A 19,248-nucleotide genomic window follows, 5' to 3' on the forward strand; every position below is an offset into this window, starting at 1 on the left:
AAACGTGCTCTAAAGTCTAAAATTTTAAAAAATGCTATTTCATTGCTCGTAATATCAATTGAATTTCTCCAGATTTACCACCGGGTATATTTTTAATGACTACTTTGATATTAACTAATCGACTAATATTCTCTGGGACATAATCTGAAATCAGCCTATTGTCTTCTAAACGCAACCAGGCTGGTGGCGTAAAGTCTTTAGCAAATTTAATTGTATAAGGAATTTGTTCATATTCAGGATATACATCATTATTTGCTGTAAAATCATAAATATATGGCTGTCCTGAATAAAGCATGGGCAATATGGGCGTATCAGATTTAAACCGTGGTGCACTGCGTGGATTTTTACTGATTTGCAAGGGAATAGTTACAGGATCAGAGCTACCACCAGTAGGAGTACTTGCACGAAAAGTCAGTAAATATTTTTGACCTGTAACATCATCTGGAACAGTGCCTTCCAATACCATTGGGTTAAGCGAAGACATGTTTAGCCAGGTTACTGCGGGCTCGACCTTCTCTAAAATTAATTTAAGATCAGGATCGTGAGCAGGATCGCTAATGAAACCAGACAAATCGTCATAAATATCTGATCTTGCCAATTTTTCCAATTTAAACGGATTAACTACTGGTTTTTTGGTTGGATCATGAGCAACAGGAATTTTGAGCGTCAAGGGTTCTAAGCAATCTCCCCCGGTATTTGAAGAGGCAACAAGTGTAACCTGTACTTCTTTGCCAGCCTGGTCTGAAGGTACTATACCCTCAAGCAAGGCCCCATCTAAAACTTTTAGCCATTCGGGATAACTCTTGCTCTCATCAATTCGAACTGAAATCTGATTGGTCTGCATGAACCCGGCTTGTGGTTCAATAAACTCCATAAGATTTAAAGAGTATTTTTCACCAGGAGAGGCACCTGGAATTGGATGGTTTCGTTTAAAAACAGGCTTATCTTTTGCATTAACTTGAACTTGTATCCTCAAATCTACTTGTGCTGCAGTACCATATGTATTTTGTGCTCCAACTTTAAACAGATAAGTACCTGGGTGCGTTGGTGTTCCAACAATAGAAAATTTTTTCTGATCAAAACGTAATCCATCTAGCTTTGATGGTGTAATAATGCCATATGGAGGGAAACCCGCATTAGTATTTTCATTATAAAATTTTACTGCTGATTTAAGGTTATATTCAAAATATGTATTAGCAGTGGCTTCTTGAATTGGAATTGCAGACATCGATATGGCATGAGGAATTACTCTAACTAAAAAAGGCGGTGTGTAAAACACATGCTCTATGCCAGAGCAAGATTTGCAACCATCGAATCCCAGAGGTCCAAAAACTGATCCAAAGGAATTACCCGAAATAACTATGTTAAAGTAACAGGTATAAGGATAATTTAAAATTATACTGCTCATTAATGTGGGGCAATATCCAGTAATGTATTCGATGCTAACACCTGCTGGTAAAGTCCATTGCCCATTATGCAATGAAATCTTGACTGATGCCCACCAATCCATTTGCATTGGAATTCGCACCGTTTCCCCCAAAAAAACAGTCGATGGTGGACTAGCCGTAAACATCATCTGCACTTGCGGTCGAGCATAAGACACTGAGGAATTAATAAAAAAAATAACAAAAAATAACAACGTTTTATTCACGAGATAATCCTTTACAAAATCCATCACATCATTCTAAAAAATTTAAAAGCAAAATAACCTTTTAAAAATAATCTGAATAAATTAAGTAAAGTAAAAAAAGTGTAAGGAATAAAACTTGATGTCTTAGATTAAAAGAGGGAAAGTATTCCATTAGTTTTGTTGGTTGGTTTTTATTTTTTTTCATCATGATACAACTCCATAGTTTCCATTCCGACGCCATATTAATCAATAAAAACTATTCGAGTCAAATACAATTTTTAATATCACTTTAAAAATATCTGATTCGGCAACTTAAATCGATTAAATACGTTGATTTAAACGGCGACACTTCCAGTACCTCAAGGACATAACTCAACCCTCAGGTTGTTAATATTTCCTGGCTCTTACCGTCTTTTATTGCCATCTATTCGTACTTCCATTCTGTAATTTAATTGATAGACTTAAGAATAAAGAAATTACTTCAACAATTTGAGCCTTCCCGATGGTAAATAGCGATAAACAAAATAAGTTAGTAGAGTGGATGGAAAAATTATGTATTTACGAGAGTGATGTTGTTGAAAAATTTATTATAGGTAGTGGTAAGGGGGGGCAAAAACTACATAAAACGGCTTCGACGGTTTACTTGAAGCATATTCCGTCTGGCATTGAAATAAAATGTCAGGAGTCCAGGAGCCGTGAGGGTAATCGTTATTTTGCGAGAATGCGTCTCTGTGAAAAAATCCATGCAATGGTCAGCGATGAAAAAAGCCGGGCACAGCAAAGACTAGAAAAACTAAAACGGCAAAAGAAGCGTCGCTCAAGGCGTTTTAAACAGAAAATACTGGATCAAAAGTCAAGACAGGGCCAACTTAAGATCCTGAGACAAAAGCCATGCTCAGAAGAGAGGTGATGAATCAATAATAATAACAACCTCATATCAACTGTATTCATATTGACCGTAGAAATACACAATTTAACCTGTTTTGTTTCGATTCAACCTACATCAAGTATAATGAATCAAAATATTGGGATTATTAAAGGGTATAATTTATGAAAAAAGCAGTTTTATTATTTTCCGGTGGATTAGATTCAACAACTGTTCTTGCCTATGCAAAAAATAATGGTTATGAATGCCATCCAATAAGCTTTTACTATGGACAACGGCATGCTGCCGAATTAAATGCCTCTCAAAAAATAGCCGAATATTTTAAAGTTAAGGAACATAAAATTATCACCCTACCCAACGATATGTTTGGCAGTTCGGCTTTAACAAGAGATGATGTTCATGTGCCTGATTTTTTGGAAAATAACTCAAATACTATTCCTGTCACCTACGTACCGGCGAGAAATACTATATTTCTCTCTATTGCACTTGGATACGCTGAAAGCATAGGCGCTCATGACATTTTTCTTGGAGTTAGTTTTATTGATTATTCAGGATACCCGGATTGCCGACCTGAGTATATTTCAGCCTTTGAAAAACTGGCTAATTTGGCGACTAAGGATGGAGTTGAAGGCAAGAAAATATCCATCCACACCCCTCTTTTATACCTAACTAAAGCTCAAACTATAGAGCTTGGAATAAAAAATGGTGTTGATTATGCTATGACAGTATCCTGTTATAATGCTGATCCAGACACCGGAGCTGCTTGTGGAACATGCGATAGTTGTTCTTTCAGAAAAAAAGGGTTTATCGACGCAGGAATCAAAGACCCAACGGTCTATAGGAAATAAAACATCTAAAAAAATTCTTCATGTCTGACAAAAAACCACTGAACTAGCGGGTTCTCTGACCCGGTTTTTAGTGGGGATATCCTGTTTAAAGAAAAATCATCCCCCATTTTAAAAAATTGTTTTGGATTTATTGTAGCAACGTATACAGGCGCAAAAGATCAAATAAAAATCAAAATGCTTGATATAAGCACCTTTTTGTATTATGTTTTTACTAATTGATTATTTAAGATCGTTTCTTTGTAAATCTACAAACAGGGGAAGGTTATGCCAAAAAAACTCTATGAAATACTGGAAATTACTGATGAAAACATCAGCGGAGCTGAAATTGCCAAGGCTTACAGAAAAATGGCACTTCGTTTGCACCCCGATAAAAATACTGAAAATAAGCAAGAAGCTGAACAAAAATTTAAGGAATTGAATAATGCCTATCAAATTTTAAAGGATGCAACAAAACGCAAAGAATATGATGAAGGCAGAATTGACGAGAAGGGGGTTCGTATTGAATCCCAGGCATCCGCACAAGCATCGCAACAACAACAACAACAACAACAACAACGACAAAGACCATCACAGCAAAACCGACAATACGATTTCCCCAAAACGCAAACACAAGAATCCAAAACTCATTCTTTTCAAAAAACCAATAACAAATACAATTTTTATAGACCTACTCCCCCATTCCCGGCCGAATATTTCTTTTTTAATTCTTTAGATGCAGCAAAAACCTTCAAGCCCATGGAGGAAAAAAGTATTCCTCAATTTGTTTTTGTTACACCATCACCACTGGAGCAATTTTTTCAAAAATTGCTCCGAGTATTTAACAAAGAATCTCAGCTTGAACACCAGATATTCAAATCCAGTACTAACATCGATTTTGAATTTTCATCCCGTCATATCAAGCCTCAAAATAACGTGTCTGAGCATATTTTTATTAGAACCAATTATGCGCCGATTATGGAGCGTACTGTTGATAAATTATTTGCATTGGCGCTTATTGTCGAACAATTGGATAGACTAGAGTCATCTCCTTTCTCATCACCCTCACCACGCTTTAGATAAAGCAGCTCAAACTGTTTTACAAGGCGGATACAAAGAATAAGGGCACTGCTTGTGCCCTTATTCTTTGTATGTGATGTAGTTCACCCATATCGGTGCGTCCATCACTGATTTTTTTTAATTTCTACCTCAGCGTCTGACAGAAGGTGCTGATGTTTCTTCTGGGTGTGCTTCATCCCAAGCCCGTCTTTTTTCAGGATCCATTAAACACTGATACGCTTCATTAGCAGCTTTGAAGCGGTTACCAGCTACAGATTCACATTTATCTGGATGAAACAAACGAGCTTGTTCACGAAATGCTTTTTTTATCGCCTTATCATCTGCATCTCTTTTTAAGCCCAAAACTGCATAAGGATTTATTTTGGGTACTTCTGCAGCTGCCTGACGGGGTTTATTATTTGGTTGTTGATTGCACTCATTATAAAAAATGAACAAAAGGGTAGCACTTTGTCGAATAATATTAAAAACAGTTTCCAGTTTTTTTTCTTTGTGCGCATTAATTAAAATATAAGAAACAGGCGGTATGTGTTCTGCATCAGGATAGCTCATTTCAGGCGCTCTTTTTACAACCAGTGCAGAATAAAAATCCTGATCATGTCTATGCGTATAATAAATACGTGCTAATTCATCTGCCCTGAATACACGCAAAAAACGACTCTTTAATAACAATAATGCGTTTTTTGCTGAATTTTGAGCAAGCTCTAAAAATGAAACTTGGTTATTTTTAAGGCTTTGTTGAATAAAGCGTGGGTCTAAATTTCTGCGGTGCATGTATATTAACTCGCACAGTTGTTCCGGTGTCAAATGCTTCTTTAAGTCAGTTCGTTGGAATAATTTTGCAGCATCTCTAACATTGGTAAACATATTTTGTTTCAGTTGACTAATGGGATCGGAAGCCTCACCTGGCGCCGCATCAGCACTGGCTCTATGTTGCTGCACAGCGGCACTTTCAGGCACAGAAAAGTTACCAGCTCCATGATAATTTACTTTTTCCGGTTTTGGATTTAATCTCAAGCCTGATAAATCTCTAAGGATAGGATTTTGTTCAATGATTTTAATGACCTGAATAGAATTCTTTTCTATGCGCGCAGTATCTAAAATAAAGGAGACTGGGGGTATATACGATTGATTGGGATATTGTGTATTGTTCTTGCTTGATTCAATAAGAGCAGAATAAAAATTCTGATCCTGAGCATGGGTATCATAAATACGTGCTAACTCATCCGCCTTAAATAAAATTAAAAAACGACTCTTTAATAACAACAATGCGTTTTTTGCTGAATGGTGAGCAAGTTCTAATAATGAAATCTTATTTGCATAAAGACGGTATTCAATAAAGTTTATGTCTAAGCTGGAGCGATGCGTGTGAATTAATTCGCATAATTCCTCGGGGCTCAAATGATCCTTTAAATCAGTTCTTAGCAACAATTTTTTTGCATCTTCAACATTAGTTAACATGTTTTTTTTAAGTTGAATAATGGGATTGTTAGCCTCACCGAGCGCTTTGTTTATAGTTCTTGATGAATGGTTTTGTTGGCTATCTTGAGCTGCATCAGGGCTATCTTGTTGCGCAGTGCCGCCTTCAGACACAGAGGCGTCACTCGCTGCAGAGACATCCACAGGATCTTCTCGTCGAAACAGAGCTACAAAAAAATTCTTGATTTTAGTGAATTGTTGCTTAAGCCATTTCCACATTATTAAATCCTCTTCAAAAAAGGTGGGCCATTCAAATTCAGTATAGACAAAAAATACTCATGATATAATACATCAAAATGTATTAAAGAATTATTAAGTGAGGAACAAATAAGCACAGTATAGCTCGGGTAAGGCTTGCCGGGCTTTGCTCCGGGAATATTCCAGAGAAACCATAACTAAGCCTTAAGCCAAACTGTCTATTAGCCCAAACGATTTAACATGGTTTATTGGGCAGGCAAGAATTTAAAAGGTTGGGTGGGTTTTAGCAGCTTGGATACTTCTCCAGCGTAAAAAACACCCTCTTCAACTGCAAGGCTAAGCACGGGAGCATTTGAAGCAAAGTTGATTTTGTTTAAATTAACCCAAAAAATATTGGGATAAGTTGAAGAGTCGAAGTAATAAACACGATTTTTTTGATCAGCTACAGTACGCCAAATAGTTGAAGCAAGATTAGGTTTTCCCGGATCGGCAATACCCAAAGGAACAGAGACTGAGCGTATAACACCTAAAACGCCAGCAACTGCTTGATAAGTATACGCTTGTTCAGGCACGCTCTGAATGTAATTTTTATCCACTTGTTTTGGAATAGACTGAATCAAATATGAAGCTCTGGCAAATCGGTCGGCGGCTCTCATTGTTCCCGGTAAAAACACCGAACCATTAACATCCTGCCAATATTCATTGATTGCTAATTGTTTACTGTAGGCGGGGGAATTGGTCATTACCTGATATTGACGGCCATGATGAATAACCAGTTCGCCTTTAATGTATTCAAAAATAGCAGAATCACCGCTTGCATCCGATAAGGACAAATGAACCGTACTGGCTGTTCCATCAGGCAGGTTAGGCGCAATAATCTGGAAGGTATTTTGGGACATGGACTCTACGGCTTCATTAACCGTCGCAAAATTATCCAACACATATTGCCCCCAAATACTCACTGACAAAGGAGGATGCCCCTCTTTGGCACCTCCATAGTCCGACTCTGCCAAATACAGCATGTTGGTCACCAATCCTCGCTCATTCATTCCATCAGCTGTTGCAAAATTATAAATAGAGGTCACTACTGAGCCGTATTTTGATGTCCACTCGGGTGAGCCGGCTCCTGCCAGCCCACTGCGTTTCATACCCCTTGGCAAAACCCAGATACTGGACTGCATGCTTTCCTTCCAATCCATAGAACGGCCAGTAATAACCAAATTATCAGAGCCTAAATACACGGCACGTGTGCACGCATAACCCGCAGGCATTTCACTTGATAAAAATAACGAACACAAAACCGTAGTTATTATTTTCAGGAACTTCTTGTTCATGATGCAATCCTTGAGTTTATTCTCTAGGTTCATTATTAGTGATTCGCTAAGGGTTGGCAAGCGACTCATCAATTCCTCAAGCCAAGCTCTCTAAAACATTGAGAATCAGTGAACAAAGATTCCTCGTTTTTAGGTAATCTTGAAAAAAACAACATCAGTTGCGTTTGTCTGGCTTTTTTCAACTCCTGCTCTTGATGTCGTCCCTTAACTGCATCCGGGGCTTTGGCAATCAAAAGCATCACCACCACTATAGGATTTGCGTACTCAATAGCTAATTGCACTAAACTGGCTTTTGATGTTTTTGAGATGGTTTCCAACTCCAGACAAGAGGATTCTTCTGCTACATCCTCGTATTCACTATCATCAGAACACAAAGCAACAAAATTATCATCCTGGGCTGCAACAAAAGTTCGTTCACTCACACAAGATACCTTTTCTTTCAGGTTGAATCGCTTACTGGCTAACATTAAACCAACCATGCTTAGTTGATTGTTAATAATCGCTAATGCAAGAGGTGATATTTTTTCGTAGGTTTTTTCCGTTGCAAAACGATGTATAACCGATTGATTACACATCCAAAACCGCAAAGTATCGTATCGCATGAAAAGCCTCATCGCCTTTTCATCTCTATTCTCTAATGCCAAATGAACCAAAGATGCACCTAAAAGCCTGTCAGTATTCACAGAATGATACGGGCTATTTAAACATTTGCTAAAATACGGGTTACGCAACATGTAGTCCAAAGCGAAATAGCGTTTGTGCTTCAAAGCATTAAGCGCAAATGCCATGGGTAATGAGAGCATCTCATTATGATCTTCATGGACACTACTTAATCCGTGAGAGTCCAGTAATGCAGGGTCAAGTTTTTTAAACAGTTGGTTATAGTCTCTTGGATTGGTCAGGCGAGAAATCTTTTCGCCAGTGCCTCGAGCAATTAATTTACGGAACCTCTCTCTTTGTTTGATTGGTGCTTTAACTGCATCGGTATTCGCACTGGTATTACAATGAGGTGAATCAGTAGGCGGGGTCAAAGTAAAGCTTTTTCCTATCCCTTGATAAATCAAAACACAGTCCTCTTCTTCGGCTTTCTTACGAGCTATTTCGATTAGGCGTACTTCATGAAATCCACACAACCATTCACCCAAAGTCTGTTTAAAAGCAACCATTTCATCAGTATGAGGTGCAGCATCTTCTAACATCTGCTGTAACGAAGTGTAAAGCGCTTCATCAATCCCGTATTTTGCCAAATAAATTTGCTTGTATGGCCCTGAAAATGACGGATATTTTGCGATATGTTTATGAACAACCCGTCCTTCCTGTAAAAAGGAAGGAAAACAAGACTCCTTTTCAGGAATAATATTCAATTCATTACTGAGCCGAATTTCAGCATCCCAGGTTAATGTTGGAATATGTAAAGGACCGTCTACATCAAAATCTGTCAGTGGATGCAAGGAGACATAAACTGCGCCAGAATATGGGCGCTCGGCCCTACCGGATTTATTCCACCGTGGTCTAAGCCGTTCGTCTTTATGGCCTTTATAGGGCTTGGCACCGTAGGCATATTTATCGGCATGATGCGGTACAGCACCAGTAGAAAGAAATGGGTTGGCATCGTTAATGAGCATCTCGCTGAGCATGGGATCTTGCGAAATGAATAGATGAAATTTATCGTAGGCTTGAGTATAAAGATTTTGTAAAAAATACGCATAAGTCGAGTAGCTGTAGCCCTTCCATGTAATCGGACGGGGTTCACGAAAAGTTAATAACAATTCACGCAGGGTATTGGCTATTCGGGTTACTCTTTTAAGAGTATCTGGATCATCAAGAGAACGCCTTCCCCGTGCATAATCTCTAAAAATATCAATACGAGCAGCCTTATAGACTGAAGTACTGTACTGTGGTTGCCCAAGCTCATCGGCCTTTCTGTGGCCTTCACGAGCAGGCTTGTTCCATTTGGACGTTAAATAAGTGATACCTCTATATTGCGCTACTCTAAATTGTGTTACTACCGCTTTTTGTGCTTCTTTTATTGAGGCTCCTGCTTTTATAAGTTCGTTAAGCCTATCGAGATCGCGCCTTACATCATCCATATCCACTGACCGAGGATGATGAACCTGCATTCGCTCTCCGAGTTCGAACACACGTGACGCTTCGCTGATATGTTTTAAATCGCCACGCTGCTTGTTCTTGTTTTTTTTCCGGTAAAAAAGACTCTTACGCTGCGCATGCTCTTGATAAGTCCGGGCCTCAGATAATGCGTCCTCTCTGTCTTTCGCTGGTTGAGCAAGAAATTCCCTTTCCTCTTCTGAGTCCGAATCGTCCGATAACCAGGAACCAAAAAAATCACGGTGCTTTGTCTCTTGTGTTCGAATGTATGATTCGTATTGTTTTTCATTCATATCTTCAAACGAAGAGTCCAGTGCAGTGATGTAATACCGTAGGTTAATACAATGTTGATCATCCCAACCATTACGTTTACTTTTATAAAGTAAGGTTGTAATCAGCTTGTTGATGATAATCTCTTTAGAATCAGTGCGGTTGATTTCAGCCAAATGCTCAACCCTTGCGTGTTGAGTAACCAGCATGCGAATAATGCGTTCGTCTTTTCCTATGGCAGCAGATATCGGTATTTCCTGGTTATTATTGCCTTTAAACAGTTCAGGTTTTTTTGTAAGTAAATAACGAACAATAACAACATGCTGACGTAAAACAGCAAGCATCAACGGCGTATTTCCGCTTAAATCCGTACAGTCTATATCGGCGCCTTTATCTATGCATGCTTTGACGTCATCCAACGTCCCCGACCTAACCGCATCAAGCAATCTTTTCATTTTTAGATCAACCATTCAAAAAAAAATGGTGTACTATACCACAGTTTGTGTATATTAAATATATTTGCTGCTCTTTTTTTATCCTTAATTGAAGATTCATCACCAGAATAGTGCTAATTATTTTACCAAAAAATGGGCAAACTACTTACACTAACATAATGAGGGGCTTTCTTTATGTTGAGAATAAACAGCGATGGGCTGTTTCAATGTCACCAGGCTTTACCAGCTTAAGGTCGATAAAAATGATAAAAATTAGAACAAAAAATACAATTTTAATTCCGCAGAAATCATGTTACTCTATGCTCATTTTTTGCTTTATGCCAAAATAAATTGTTCCAAATGAAACCACTAAATCTGTATTGGTGATAGGGATGTTGCTCTCTAAAATTTTTTATCTTAAGAAGAGGAAGAGAAAACATGCCCAAAACCATAAAGCTTCATCGTACCTCAGAATATGCTCCTATACCTCTAGTAAAAAATGAACAGGGACTGTATCCCGTCCCCACCATGCGTTGCGGTATTTTGCCTTACACTCGTCAAGGTAGCGACATTCTTTGGGGTTGCGTTAAATCCAACCGGGTTGGACCCGTTACAATTACTTTACCTGCCGGAATCCAGGACATTCTGGTCACTAAAGGAGAAAAGCATTTAGCTCTTGAGGTTGGAAAACCAGTTCCAGATCTGGGGTATGAATGCGTCCAGGAATTTGTTGGAACGCTGTTTCGCGATCAGGTTTATCAACAGATGGTGAGTCGTTTAATTGAAAATGACTTTAATGTTTTTATAGAACATCCTCTAGTAACCGCCCTTCATGAAACACGAGAAGAACATGGAATTGATTTGCGAAAAGATGAAGGACGAGACCATCATTTATTACATCAACTAATTGAATTGGCCGTTCAGCCCCTTTCAGGACAAAGAGGAGCGACTGCGCAAATGTTCTGGATTGCCTCACTAAACGCTCTTGATGGTATTGAATTAAGTAATACAGCAAAAATAGAAAAAAAAATCAGGCGTAATTTTGGCCGAGAATTTTATGAGCAAGGATGTTGGGGTACTTTGCCTGAATTCAAAAAAGCCCTGATAGAAGCGAGGCAACACACCACGCCAACGCCTCATAGTGCGTCACAGACAGATCTCATTAAAGGAGTTTTAGAAGCCTATGAAGAAACTCTGGATCTCCTCAGTTATCTTGAGTTATTAATCAACAATAGCTTTATAAAAACCGCATTACCCCGTGAATTCCCTCGATTTTTTACCCACCCATCTGAGAGAACAAGTGATGATGCCGGGGGAATTGATGACATGCTCAACACAGTACTGAGATCGACTCTAAGAGAGGAATCGGGAATGTCTTTATTAAATCCTGATGAGCAAAACGATAGATTAACCTACTCAAATCCAGGATCAGACTCAAGCAGCGCCAGTTCCTCTGTGAGATAAACCAATCAGAGGCTTGTCTGTTATTTAATAACTGAGCCTCTTCACAGAGGCCTTTTTAGAATAAGAAAACGATGTTATTGAATCAGGTCAATCAACGCTTTGGCCCATTGAGGATTGGCATTTAAACAAGGAACCAGAATAAATTCCTTGCCACCGAGTTGCATCCATTGTTCTTTAAGGCGCATCCCTATCTCTTCCAAAGTTTCCAGACAATCTACCGTAAAGGAGGGACACGCCACAATAAGATGTTGAACTCCTTGCTTGATTAGTTCAGACAACACCTCATCGGTATAAGGTTTTATCCAGGGCGTTTTCCCCAATCGTGACTGAAATGATGTGGTGTATTGACCCGGGTTTAAATTTAATTGCTGTGCCAACAAAAGACTGGTTGCATAACACTGTGCCCGATAACAACCCTGATTATTGGTGTTTATTGATGGGCAATTTTGCGAACATACAGATTGGCATCCACCTTTGAGAATATGGCGCTCAGGGATTCCATGATAACTGAATAAAACATGATGCTGACTGGTTAAATGCTCCTGAACCATTGCCGCTTGGGAGGTAATGAATGCCGGATGATTATAAAAATCACGAATAATGCGCAGTGAAGGAATCACTTGCTTTGCAGCTAAAATACGCATCACTTCTTCTATGGAAGAACCTGTAGCAGCTGATGAATACTGGGGGTAGAGGGGTAAAACGGTAATGTCCTGACATGAGGCTAATTCGCCAAGAGCCTGCTCTATAGATGGATTGCCATAACGCATGCCCAAAGCCACCGTGTACTCATCGCCCAAAATCTGTTGCATTACCTTTGCTAAATCCTGGCTGTATACTTTCAAAGGAGACCCTAGAGGGGTCCATATTGATTGATACGCATGGGCGGTATTTTTGGATCTGAACGGCACGATTAATCCATAAACCAAAAAATAACGCAGCAGCGCCGGCAAATCAATGACACGCCCATCAGTCAGAAATTGGCGCAAATAACGCTTGATGTCGGAACTATTTGTTGAATCTGGGGTACCCAGATTAATTAGTAACAAACCTTTCTTCATAAGTGCTTCTTTTAAAAAAAATGGCATCATAACCCATCACGAACCCGCTTAACAGCACTGGGCGCAAAGAAAAAACGCTAAGGATTACAATAGTTGCAGTAAGCCGGATCGGCTTCAAGCAACTGGTCTTTTCGCATCTTGTACTCTTGATGATCACAAGTAATGCATCCCCACACCTCTTGAGCATAAAATGAACTTGCAGATCCACAACAAGCACAAGGAAGTGCACCATGTGTGGATTTAAACCCAAATCCAGGACTGGAGCATTGAGTACAAACACAAGCAATCCTTAAGGCTAGTTTATTTGCCAGTTCGCCTATGACTTCCATTCTCAGAGGATTCATCATAGCCCGCATATCGGTGGTTACAATAAGCTCATCATCATGTTGAAAACCTGCCGTCAAATGGTGAAACAAGAGATCTCTGTCTTTAATTCCTTTCGCAAGCACACGCTTGTCAGACTGTAACTGAACGATTAATCCATGCGATGGAAACTGAACCTGATGCAAGAAAGGCTCAATATCGGTTTTCTGATTAATCGTTTGCATTGCGTAATTTGTTTTTTGACTGACTAATTGCTCAGCAATAACCCAGTCATGCTCCCTATCAACAAACACCATTATTTCCTGAGCACTGGCAATAAAAGGTAATAAGGGATGAGGCCCAAAACTTCCCTCAGAGGCAACAGAACAAGAAAAACCGTGCTGTTCTGCTGCTGATTTGGCTTTAAGCAAACAGGTTTCATAAGGGCTTAGAACCCGAGGAATCTCCCCTGTAAACGTACCAAACTGATCGGTATCAAATTCAAGCACTTCTAAGGAACAAGATAAAACCTTCTCAAATGGCGGGGCGATTGCCTGCTCTTTTTGATGTTTTGATGCTAATAAAACACAATGATTTTTATAATACATGATCACGTATTCATCGTATGAAAATAATCAAGCCTGGCAACCGAAACATCAGAGACAAACATAACGCCAGACTGATTCTGAAACAAGGTTTTCATTCCCAAAGCCAAAGTAGCTATCTCTTCTTCAGGTGCTACAGCAATAAATAAAATCAAAGAAGATTTCTCGTTGAACATCACCTTGCCCTCATGAAAACCATGATGCCCTTTACCCGAGATATTACGTATCAGCGTAAATCCGCTAATACAGGCCTCTTCCATCATGGAAGTAATAAAATGCTCCTGATCGCCAGCGACAATAATCTCAATTTTTTTCATAGGATGTAAATTGATTCCTATGTCTTTTCGTTCTTGAACTTTGACAATACTCATTCTTCTCTCCCCAATACTAATTGACCAAATGCCATTCGCCTGCCGGACTCAACTGATAAACCCCCTGATCATTGGGATCTATCACCAACAAAAAGACCCATTGATTTAAAAATAAAGTGGTCAAAATGGAATGTTTTTTAACGACCTGATAAACCAGCTCTTTGGGAGCATAAACTACAGTTTGCAAGCGCTGCGGTTGATGATAGGCAACTGTATCGCTACTCATTACTGATTGCAGGGGAAGCCCGTGCATCAGGTCACTACCATTGCCCTGCATCACGCCAACAGTTCCAACCACATTATGAGTCACTTTACTGCCGCTGCCAAAAGCCACATTATCAAGGGTAGAAAACAAATATTGGGTATTAATCCACTCGGCTACGACCATAGGAGCGGTTAAAATCGTCTCAAGTAGAGTTCCTTCACTGTCTTCATCAAAACGATAAGAGTGCAAGAAACAACGGCCATCCAGGCTGACGTTTTTAGTCAATGATCTGGGAGCAACAATAAACGCCGCATTGCGTGCCAAACCCCATTCAGGTCGTGTTTCAGACCAATCCATACTTCTGCGTAAAATGTCTTCACAAGGCGCATCACTGTTTAACTTATCGCCACGCTCCCTGTTGGTTATCCAACGTGCCGTCTTTAAATCCTCTTGTAACTGAGCTAACAGCTCTGGATAAACCGTTTTTGTTACACCATCGGCATAAAGTTCAACTGCGTCTGTTGTGGTATTATGCAGCGCCCCATAAAACACTGTATCCAAAGGAATGTGCATTCCACAGTCTTCCAATCCCCTGCGCACCTCTGGTTTGTTGAGAATAGAAGCCAGTAATCGAGCATTGATGCCGCCATGATTTCCACCACATGCACCACAATCCAGGGCTGAAGCATAGGGATTATTTTCAGTACTGCTTCCGTGCCCGCACAGGATGATAAGTTTGGCAAATCCAGATGTCAGCCCCATTAAGCGCAGCACCGTTTCAGCGTAATTAATTTGCTCTTGCAAGGACAAACCCTGCTCCTTATCGGTTTCACATAATTCAAAAGCCACTTTGGTTGGCACAGCCGGTTTGAACCATCTGTTGATGGCTGATAATGATCGGGTACTTAATGTTGGCGATAGCGATTTTAGAGCCATAGTCAAACCACACCAAAGTCCCAAGGATTCTACCAAAGCAAAGGGAGTTGAAATATTTTGCTTTAGCTGGGTATACAGATTTTTACACCCACCTATAAATGCCTTTCCTCGCTGATAACGCTCGAAATCATCCTTATTTGCTGCAGCGGGCATTTCTTTAACGGAGTATTTGGGTTTTAACAAAACGGGACAACATTCCTTATTTTTATCACTATCAAATTCATCAATACGCACAGGAAGACCGAAAAATCCGGCAAAACCCAATGTTTCGTATTGTCCTAGAGACTCTACAGCTCTGCGAAATGGCTCAGAGCGAACATCAATACAAAAGACTAACTGAGCCTGTTGGCGAGGAATACGTGCGCCGACGTTCTTTATCTCGGGCAAAAGTACGTTTAATAATTTTTCCCTGTAAGATGCCTCGTTATGTTGTAACTGCGCCAGGATTTTTTGCACCAAAGAACCATTTTCTGCGTGACTTTTTTTTTCTTTAGCTGCATCAGGCCAAAGCAAACAGGTAATAACCAGGCGAACGGCAAGAAAATCAGCAAGAGTCACTTGTTTTTCTTGTGGTCTTTTTACATTTTGCCAATCGGTTTTCCATTTTACAAAGCCCGCCCAACCCGGAAGATAGCGCAATGTTTGTGACAAAAAGACTTCTTCTTGACCCGAAACCACATTAAGCCGCAACAGACAGATTTTGATGGCCTCTTCTGCGGATTCAGGAAGTTGTTGGAGCCATTGTTTCGCTTCTTTTTTATTTTGATGCAACTGCTTGTCAAAAGCCGCTAATTTTAAAAAACCATAATAAAAGCCTTTGTCACGATAGGGCATATCAATACTGCCCTGCCCTGCATCAAAAAAACCACCACACCATTTAATCATTTGCAGATTAACGTCTTCCAATCCAGGATTTCGTTCAGCACTTTGACGTCTGAACTGGCCTTGAGCAAGTGCATCTGCAAAAGATTGTGATTCAAAGCCTTGCAATGGATTACACGCAATAAACGTTTCGAGAGGCCAAACAGGGGCGATGTTCTTGGCCGCATTGTGCACCAGAGCCTGTATTTCAATAGCTGTAGTTTTAACCTGATGCCGGGTTGCTCCTGTTTTTTTAACTTCAGTCTCAGATTTATCTCGTCTCGTTAACATTTTTGCACTGGTCATAAAAACTCTCCTTAATGCGTTTAGTAGTTGTAATCGCTGCGCAAAGCAGTCACCGTTTTTGCAGAGGGCTGGCTTGAATTAAATAAAGTCATATAAAGCCAGCATCCTAATTTTGATTGACCTGATTTTTGATACAGCCCGAAGTTAAATGCTAACCATAAAAACCCAAACAAACTCATAATGACCCAATGAACGGTTGAAAGCTGTGGCGCTTGCAGTGTCGATATGCCTGGAATTAAGCATTCAACCAAATGAATGCTCATGCCATACATCAACCCTGAAAGTGCAGCAAGCACTAATCCAGTAACTCCACTAAAAAGAGTTCGGTAGGTGCGAATCCAGGTGAGCATCAGCTGCGAGCCAGCAATAAAGGCAAAAAAGAGAACAAAAGTGCTGGCATCAAAAATCGTAAAAGACTTGTTGGTTGCCCAGGCAAAAGTAGACATAGCCAAAAGACCTCCAACAAAAGAAATAACGACCATCATAAAAGAAGCAGGCAGCTCAACGACCGCTGATTTCTGCTGTTTCACTGCCGAACCTGAACTTAAAAACTGATACGCTTTAAACAAACCATGCCAGCACAAATGGGCAATAGCCGCAGCAAATAAACCCACACCGCACTGCATCATCATAAAACCCATTTGCGCCATGGTAGAACACGCCAACATTCGTTTAATGTCATGCTGCATTAATTTCCAAACGGTACCCAAGATTGCTGAAACTGCTCCCACGATAAAAAGAACATATAACAATCCCTGTTGCGCCATCATTAAGGGAGCGAATTTAACCAGAAGAATACCACCACCATTGACCAGTCCGGCATGCATTAAAGCAGAGACAGGGGTTGGCGAATTCAAGGAACTGATGAGCCAACGATGAAAAGGAAACAAACCACACTGGGTGAGTGCCGCAACCACAATGAGACCTAATGAAACAGAATGGAGGAAAATGTGATCTGTTTTTAGCTGATTCACAACGTCTAAAGAACATGTAGCATCACTTACAGCCAATAAAATCAACCCAACCAGTAACAAAATACTGCCTAATCCCAAGGTATAAAAAGCTAACAAACCAGATTGTCTGGATGCAATCCACTCTTTTTTGTGAACCATCAGCATGACAAGAAACGCATTGGACAATGTCCAGGAACCCCAAAATAAATACAGATTATCAGCAAGAACCATAAGCAGTACTGTTAAGGTCAATGCGGACAAAAGAAGAAAAAAACGTCTGTAGAGTCTGTCACCGTGCATGTATCGCAAAGAAAATCGATGCACAATAAAACTAACCAACAAAACCAGACAACTCAATAACACGTTCAACGGATTAATGGTAATGAATAAACTGGTTACAGAATCATTGAACCAGGAGATATAAGACAGCAATCCAACTCCGACCAAAAATCCTGCACCCATTAAATATCCGGCACATCGAGCCGCAATTTGGCTCGACAGAGTCAAAACAGAGCACAAGAAAAGCGCAAAAAATGGGCAAGCCAGCATCAGGCCACAAAAAATTAAATACACATTACTCACATTAATCCCCATTAGAAATTATTTTGCCACAGCTGAAATATATTAGATAAACTGATATAAGTAAAATTAAAAATATTTAATATTATAATTAGCGTTTCTAATAACGCTATGGATATTATGAAAATACTGACCAGGTGTTCACTCCAAACCAGACAAATAACAAAGGGACTGTAAAAATCATCGCAGGTGGTGCATGATAAAAAGCAGGAATAAACTATAGTTAAAGTCAGGACAGACAAAGGGACGTATTTTATGAGCAAACAAAAAAAGAAGGTAATTGGCTGCGTTATTGGAACAAGGCCTGAGCTTATCAAAATGGCGCCCATTATTTCCAGGCTAAAACAATCATCATGGGCGGATGTGTTTCTCATTAACACAGCGCAACACCGTAGTCTGCTAGACAACATGTTAGCGCTGTTTGATTTAAAACCCGATGCAGATTTAAACTGCATGACAACCAATCAATCTTTAGGTGAGCTAACGGGCAACCTGTGCAAACAGCTCGATGTTCTGGTAAAAAATAATCACTTTGATGCGCTGCTTGCAGCTGGGGATACCAGCACTGTTTTTATTACATCTTTAATTGCTTTTTACCACCATATTCCATTTGGTCATATTGAGGCAGGATTGCGTACCTATAATTCCAGAGAACCCTTCCCTGAAGAAATAAACAGGATACTCACCGCCCCCTTGGCTACCTGGCATTTTGCTCCTACAGAAATAGAAAAGAACAACCTAATCCGAGAAAACATAGATCCCGCTCACATTATTGTTTCTGGAAATCCAGTGATAGACACGCTTTATTGGGTGCTCGATTCTATTCCAGACACCAACTCATTCCAACAGTGGTCTAATATCATCATTGTCACCGCTCATCGTCGGGAAAATTTTGGAGAACAGATTAAACAAATATGTCAGGCAATTATTGAACTATCCCATCAACACCAGGATCTTAATTTTATTTTACCTGTACATCCCAATCCTAATGTCCAACATGATATTTTTTCACTTCTTAACAACAGACCCGGCATACACTTATTACCGCCTCTCAACTACAGTGAGTTTGTGCATTTGATGAATAAATCTTTGTTGATCCTCACAGATTCAGGGGGAATCCAGGAAGAGGCTCCCGCTTTAAAAAAACCCGTACTCGTATTGCGCAAAACTACCGAAAGACCCGCCATTATTTCAGAAGGCGTTGGGCTTTTGGTTGGAACCGAACAAAACGAAATCATTCGAACGGTTAATGAATTATTAACGAATAAAAAACTCTATGCCCAAATGTCTCGGGGAGTCTCTCCCTATGGTGATGGTCACGCAGCTGAACGTATTGTATCGTTTTTGCAAGAAAAGCTATTCTAAT

General features: G+C 39.8%; 14 protein-coding genes. 5 read left to right on the forward strand and 9 right to left on the reverse strand.

What is annotated here, in order from left to right:
• Positions 1-34: 34 nt before the first annotated feature.
• Complete coding sequence (locus Lwor_RS00975; RefSeq protein ID WP_058491899.1) at positions 35-1,651, reverse strand: hypothetical protein; 1,617 nt, start codon at positions 1,649-1,651, stop codon at positions 35-37.
• Between the two features lie 481 nt (positions 1,652-2,132).
• Between Lwor_RS00975 and Lwor_RS00980 the strand changes: the two genes are divergently transcribed.
• From Lwor_RS00980 to Lwor_RS00990, 3 genes are all read left to right on the forward strand, one after another.
• A complete protein-coding gene (locus Lwor_RS00980; RefSeq protein ID WP_058491901.1) occupies positions 2,133-2,540 on the forward strand; it encodes a peptide chain release factor family protein in 408 nt (135 codons plus the stop codon).
• Positions 2,541-2,680: 140 nt separating this feature from the next.
• On the forward strand, positions 2,681-3,364 hold the full coding sequence (gene queC / locus Lwor_RS00985) for a 7-cyano-7-deazaguanine synthase QueC (protein WP_058491903.1): 684 nt from the start codon (positions 2,681-2,683) through the stop codon (positions 3,362-3,364).
• Between the two features lie 264 nt (positions 3,365-3,628).
• Entirely contained in the window at positions 3,629-4,423 is a 795-nt protein-coding gene (locus Lwor_RS00990) for a J domain-containing protein (RefSeq protein ID WP_058491905.1), read from the forward strand.
• A gap of 126 nt (positions 4,424-4,549) precedes the next feature.
• Here the strand turns inward: Lwor_RS00990 and Lwor_RS00995 are convergent, their stop codons facing one another.
• The 3 genes from Lwor_RS00995 to Lwor_RS01005 all read right to left on the reverse strand — a co-directional run bounded on the left by Lwor_RS00995 (position 4,550) and on the right by Lwor_RS01005 (position 10,259).
• On the reverse strand, positions 4,550-6,115 hold the full coding sequence (locus Lwor_RS00995; protein WP_058491907.1) for a J domain-containing protein: 1,566 nt from the start codon (positions 6,113-6,115) through the stop codon (positions 4,550-4,552).
• 224 nt (positions 6,116-6,339) lie between these two features.
• The gene (locus tag Lwor_RS01000) at positions 6,340-7,428 is read right to left on the reverse strand and encodes a linear amide C-N hydrolase (protein ID WP_058491909.1); all 1,089 of its coding nucleotides are present in this window, start codon (positions 7,426-7,428) and stop codon (positions 6,340-6,342) included.
• Between the two features lie 68 nt (positions 7,429-7,496).
• Complete coding sequence (locus Lwor_RS01005) at positions 7,497-10,259, reverse strand: ankyrin repeat domain-containing protein (RefSeq protein ID WP_058491911.1); 2,763 nt, start codon at positions 10,257-10,259, stop codon at positions 7,497-7,499.
• Positions 10,260-10,676: 417 nt separating this feature from the next.
• On the opposite strand from Lwor_RS01005, the gene Lwor_RS01010 reads away from it, so the two are divergent.
• Positions 10,677-11,702 carry a hypothetical protein gene (locus Lwor_RS01010; RefSeq protein ID WP_058491913.1) on the forward strand — a complete coding sequence of 342 codons (1,026 nt, stop codon included), beginning with the start codon at positions 10,677-10,679 and terminating at the stop codon, positions 11,700-11,702.
• Between the two features lie 74 nt (positions 11,703-11,776).
• Here Lwor_RS01010 and hemH read toward each other — a convergent pair whose 3' ends face one another.
• The 5 genes from hemH to Lwor_RS01035 all read right to left on the reverse strand — a co-directional run bounded on the left by hemH (position 11,777) and on the right by Lwor_RS01035 (position 17,885).
• Positions 11,777-12,763, reverse strand: coding sequence for a ferrochelatase (hemH, locus tag Lwor_RS01015; RefSeq protein WP_058492206.1), 987 nt, complete (start codon positions 12,761-12,763; stop codon positions 11,777-11,779).
• 77 nt (positions 12,764-12,840) lie between these two features.
• Positions 12,841-13,674: a DUF6671 family protein gene (locus tag Lwor_RS01020; protein WP_058491916.1), complete on the reverse strand. Its 834-nt coding sequence runs from the start codon at positions 13,672-13,674 to the stop codon at positions 12,841-12,843.
• 2 nt (positions 13,675-13,676) lie between these two features.
• The gene (locus tag Lwor_RS01025; protein ID WP_058491918.1) at positions 13,677-14,042 is read right to left on the reverse strand and encodes a P-II family nitrogen regulator; all 366 of its coding nucleotides are present in this window, start codon (positions 14,040-14,042) and stop codon (positions 13,677-13,679) included.
• A gap of 16 nt (positions 14,043-14,058) precedes the next feature.
• Positions 14,059-16,350: a DUF2309 domain-containing protein gene (locus Lwor_RS01030; RefSeq protein WP_058491920.1), complete on the reverse strand. Its 2,292-nt coding sequence runs from the start codon at positions 16,348-16,350 to the stop codon at positions 14,059-14,061.
• 20 nt (positions 16,351-16,370) lie between these two features.
• Positions 16,371-17,885: a proton-conducting transporter transmembrane domain-containing protein gene (locus tag Lwor_RS01035; RefSeq protein ID WP_058491922.1), complete on the reverse strand. Its 1,515-nt coding sequence runs from the start codon at positions 17,883-17,885 to the stop codon at positions 16,371-16,373.
• 252 nt (positions 17,886-18,137) lie between these two features.
• Between Lwor_RS01035 and wecB the strand changes: the two genes are divergently transcribed.
• Positions 18,138-19,247 (forward strand): non-hydrolyzing UDP-N-acetylglucosamine 2-epimerase, encoded by a 1,110-nt coding sequence (wecB, locus tag Lwor_RS01040; RefSeq protein ID WP_058491925.1) that lies wholly within the window; start codon positions 18,138-18,140, stop codon positions 19,245-19,247.
• Position 19,248: the final 1 nt, after the last annotated feature.

It is taken from the genome of Legionella worsleiensis (genome assembly GCF_001467535.1).
GTDB classification, from domain to species: Bacteria; Pseudomonadota; Gammaproteobacteria; order Legionellales; family Legionellaceae; genus Legionella; species Legionella worsleiensis.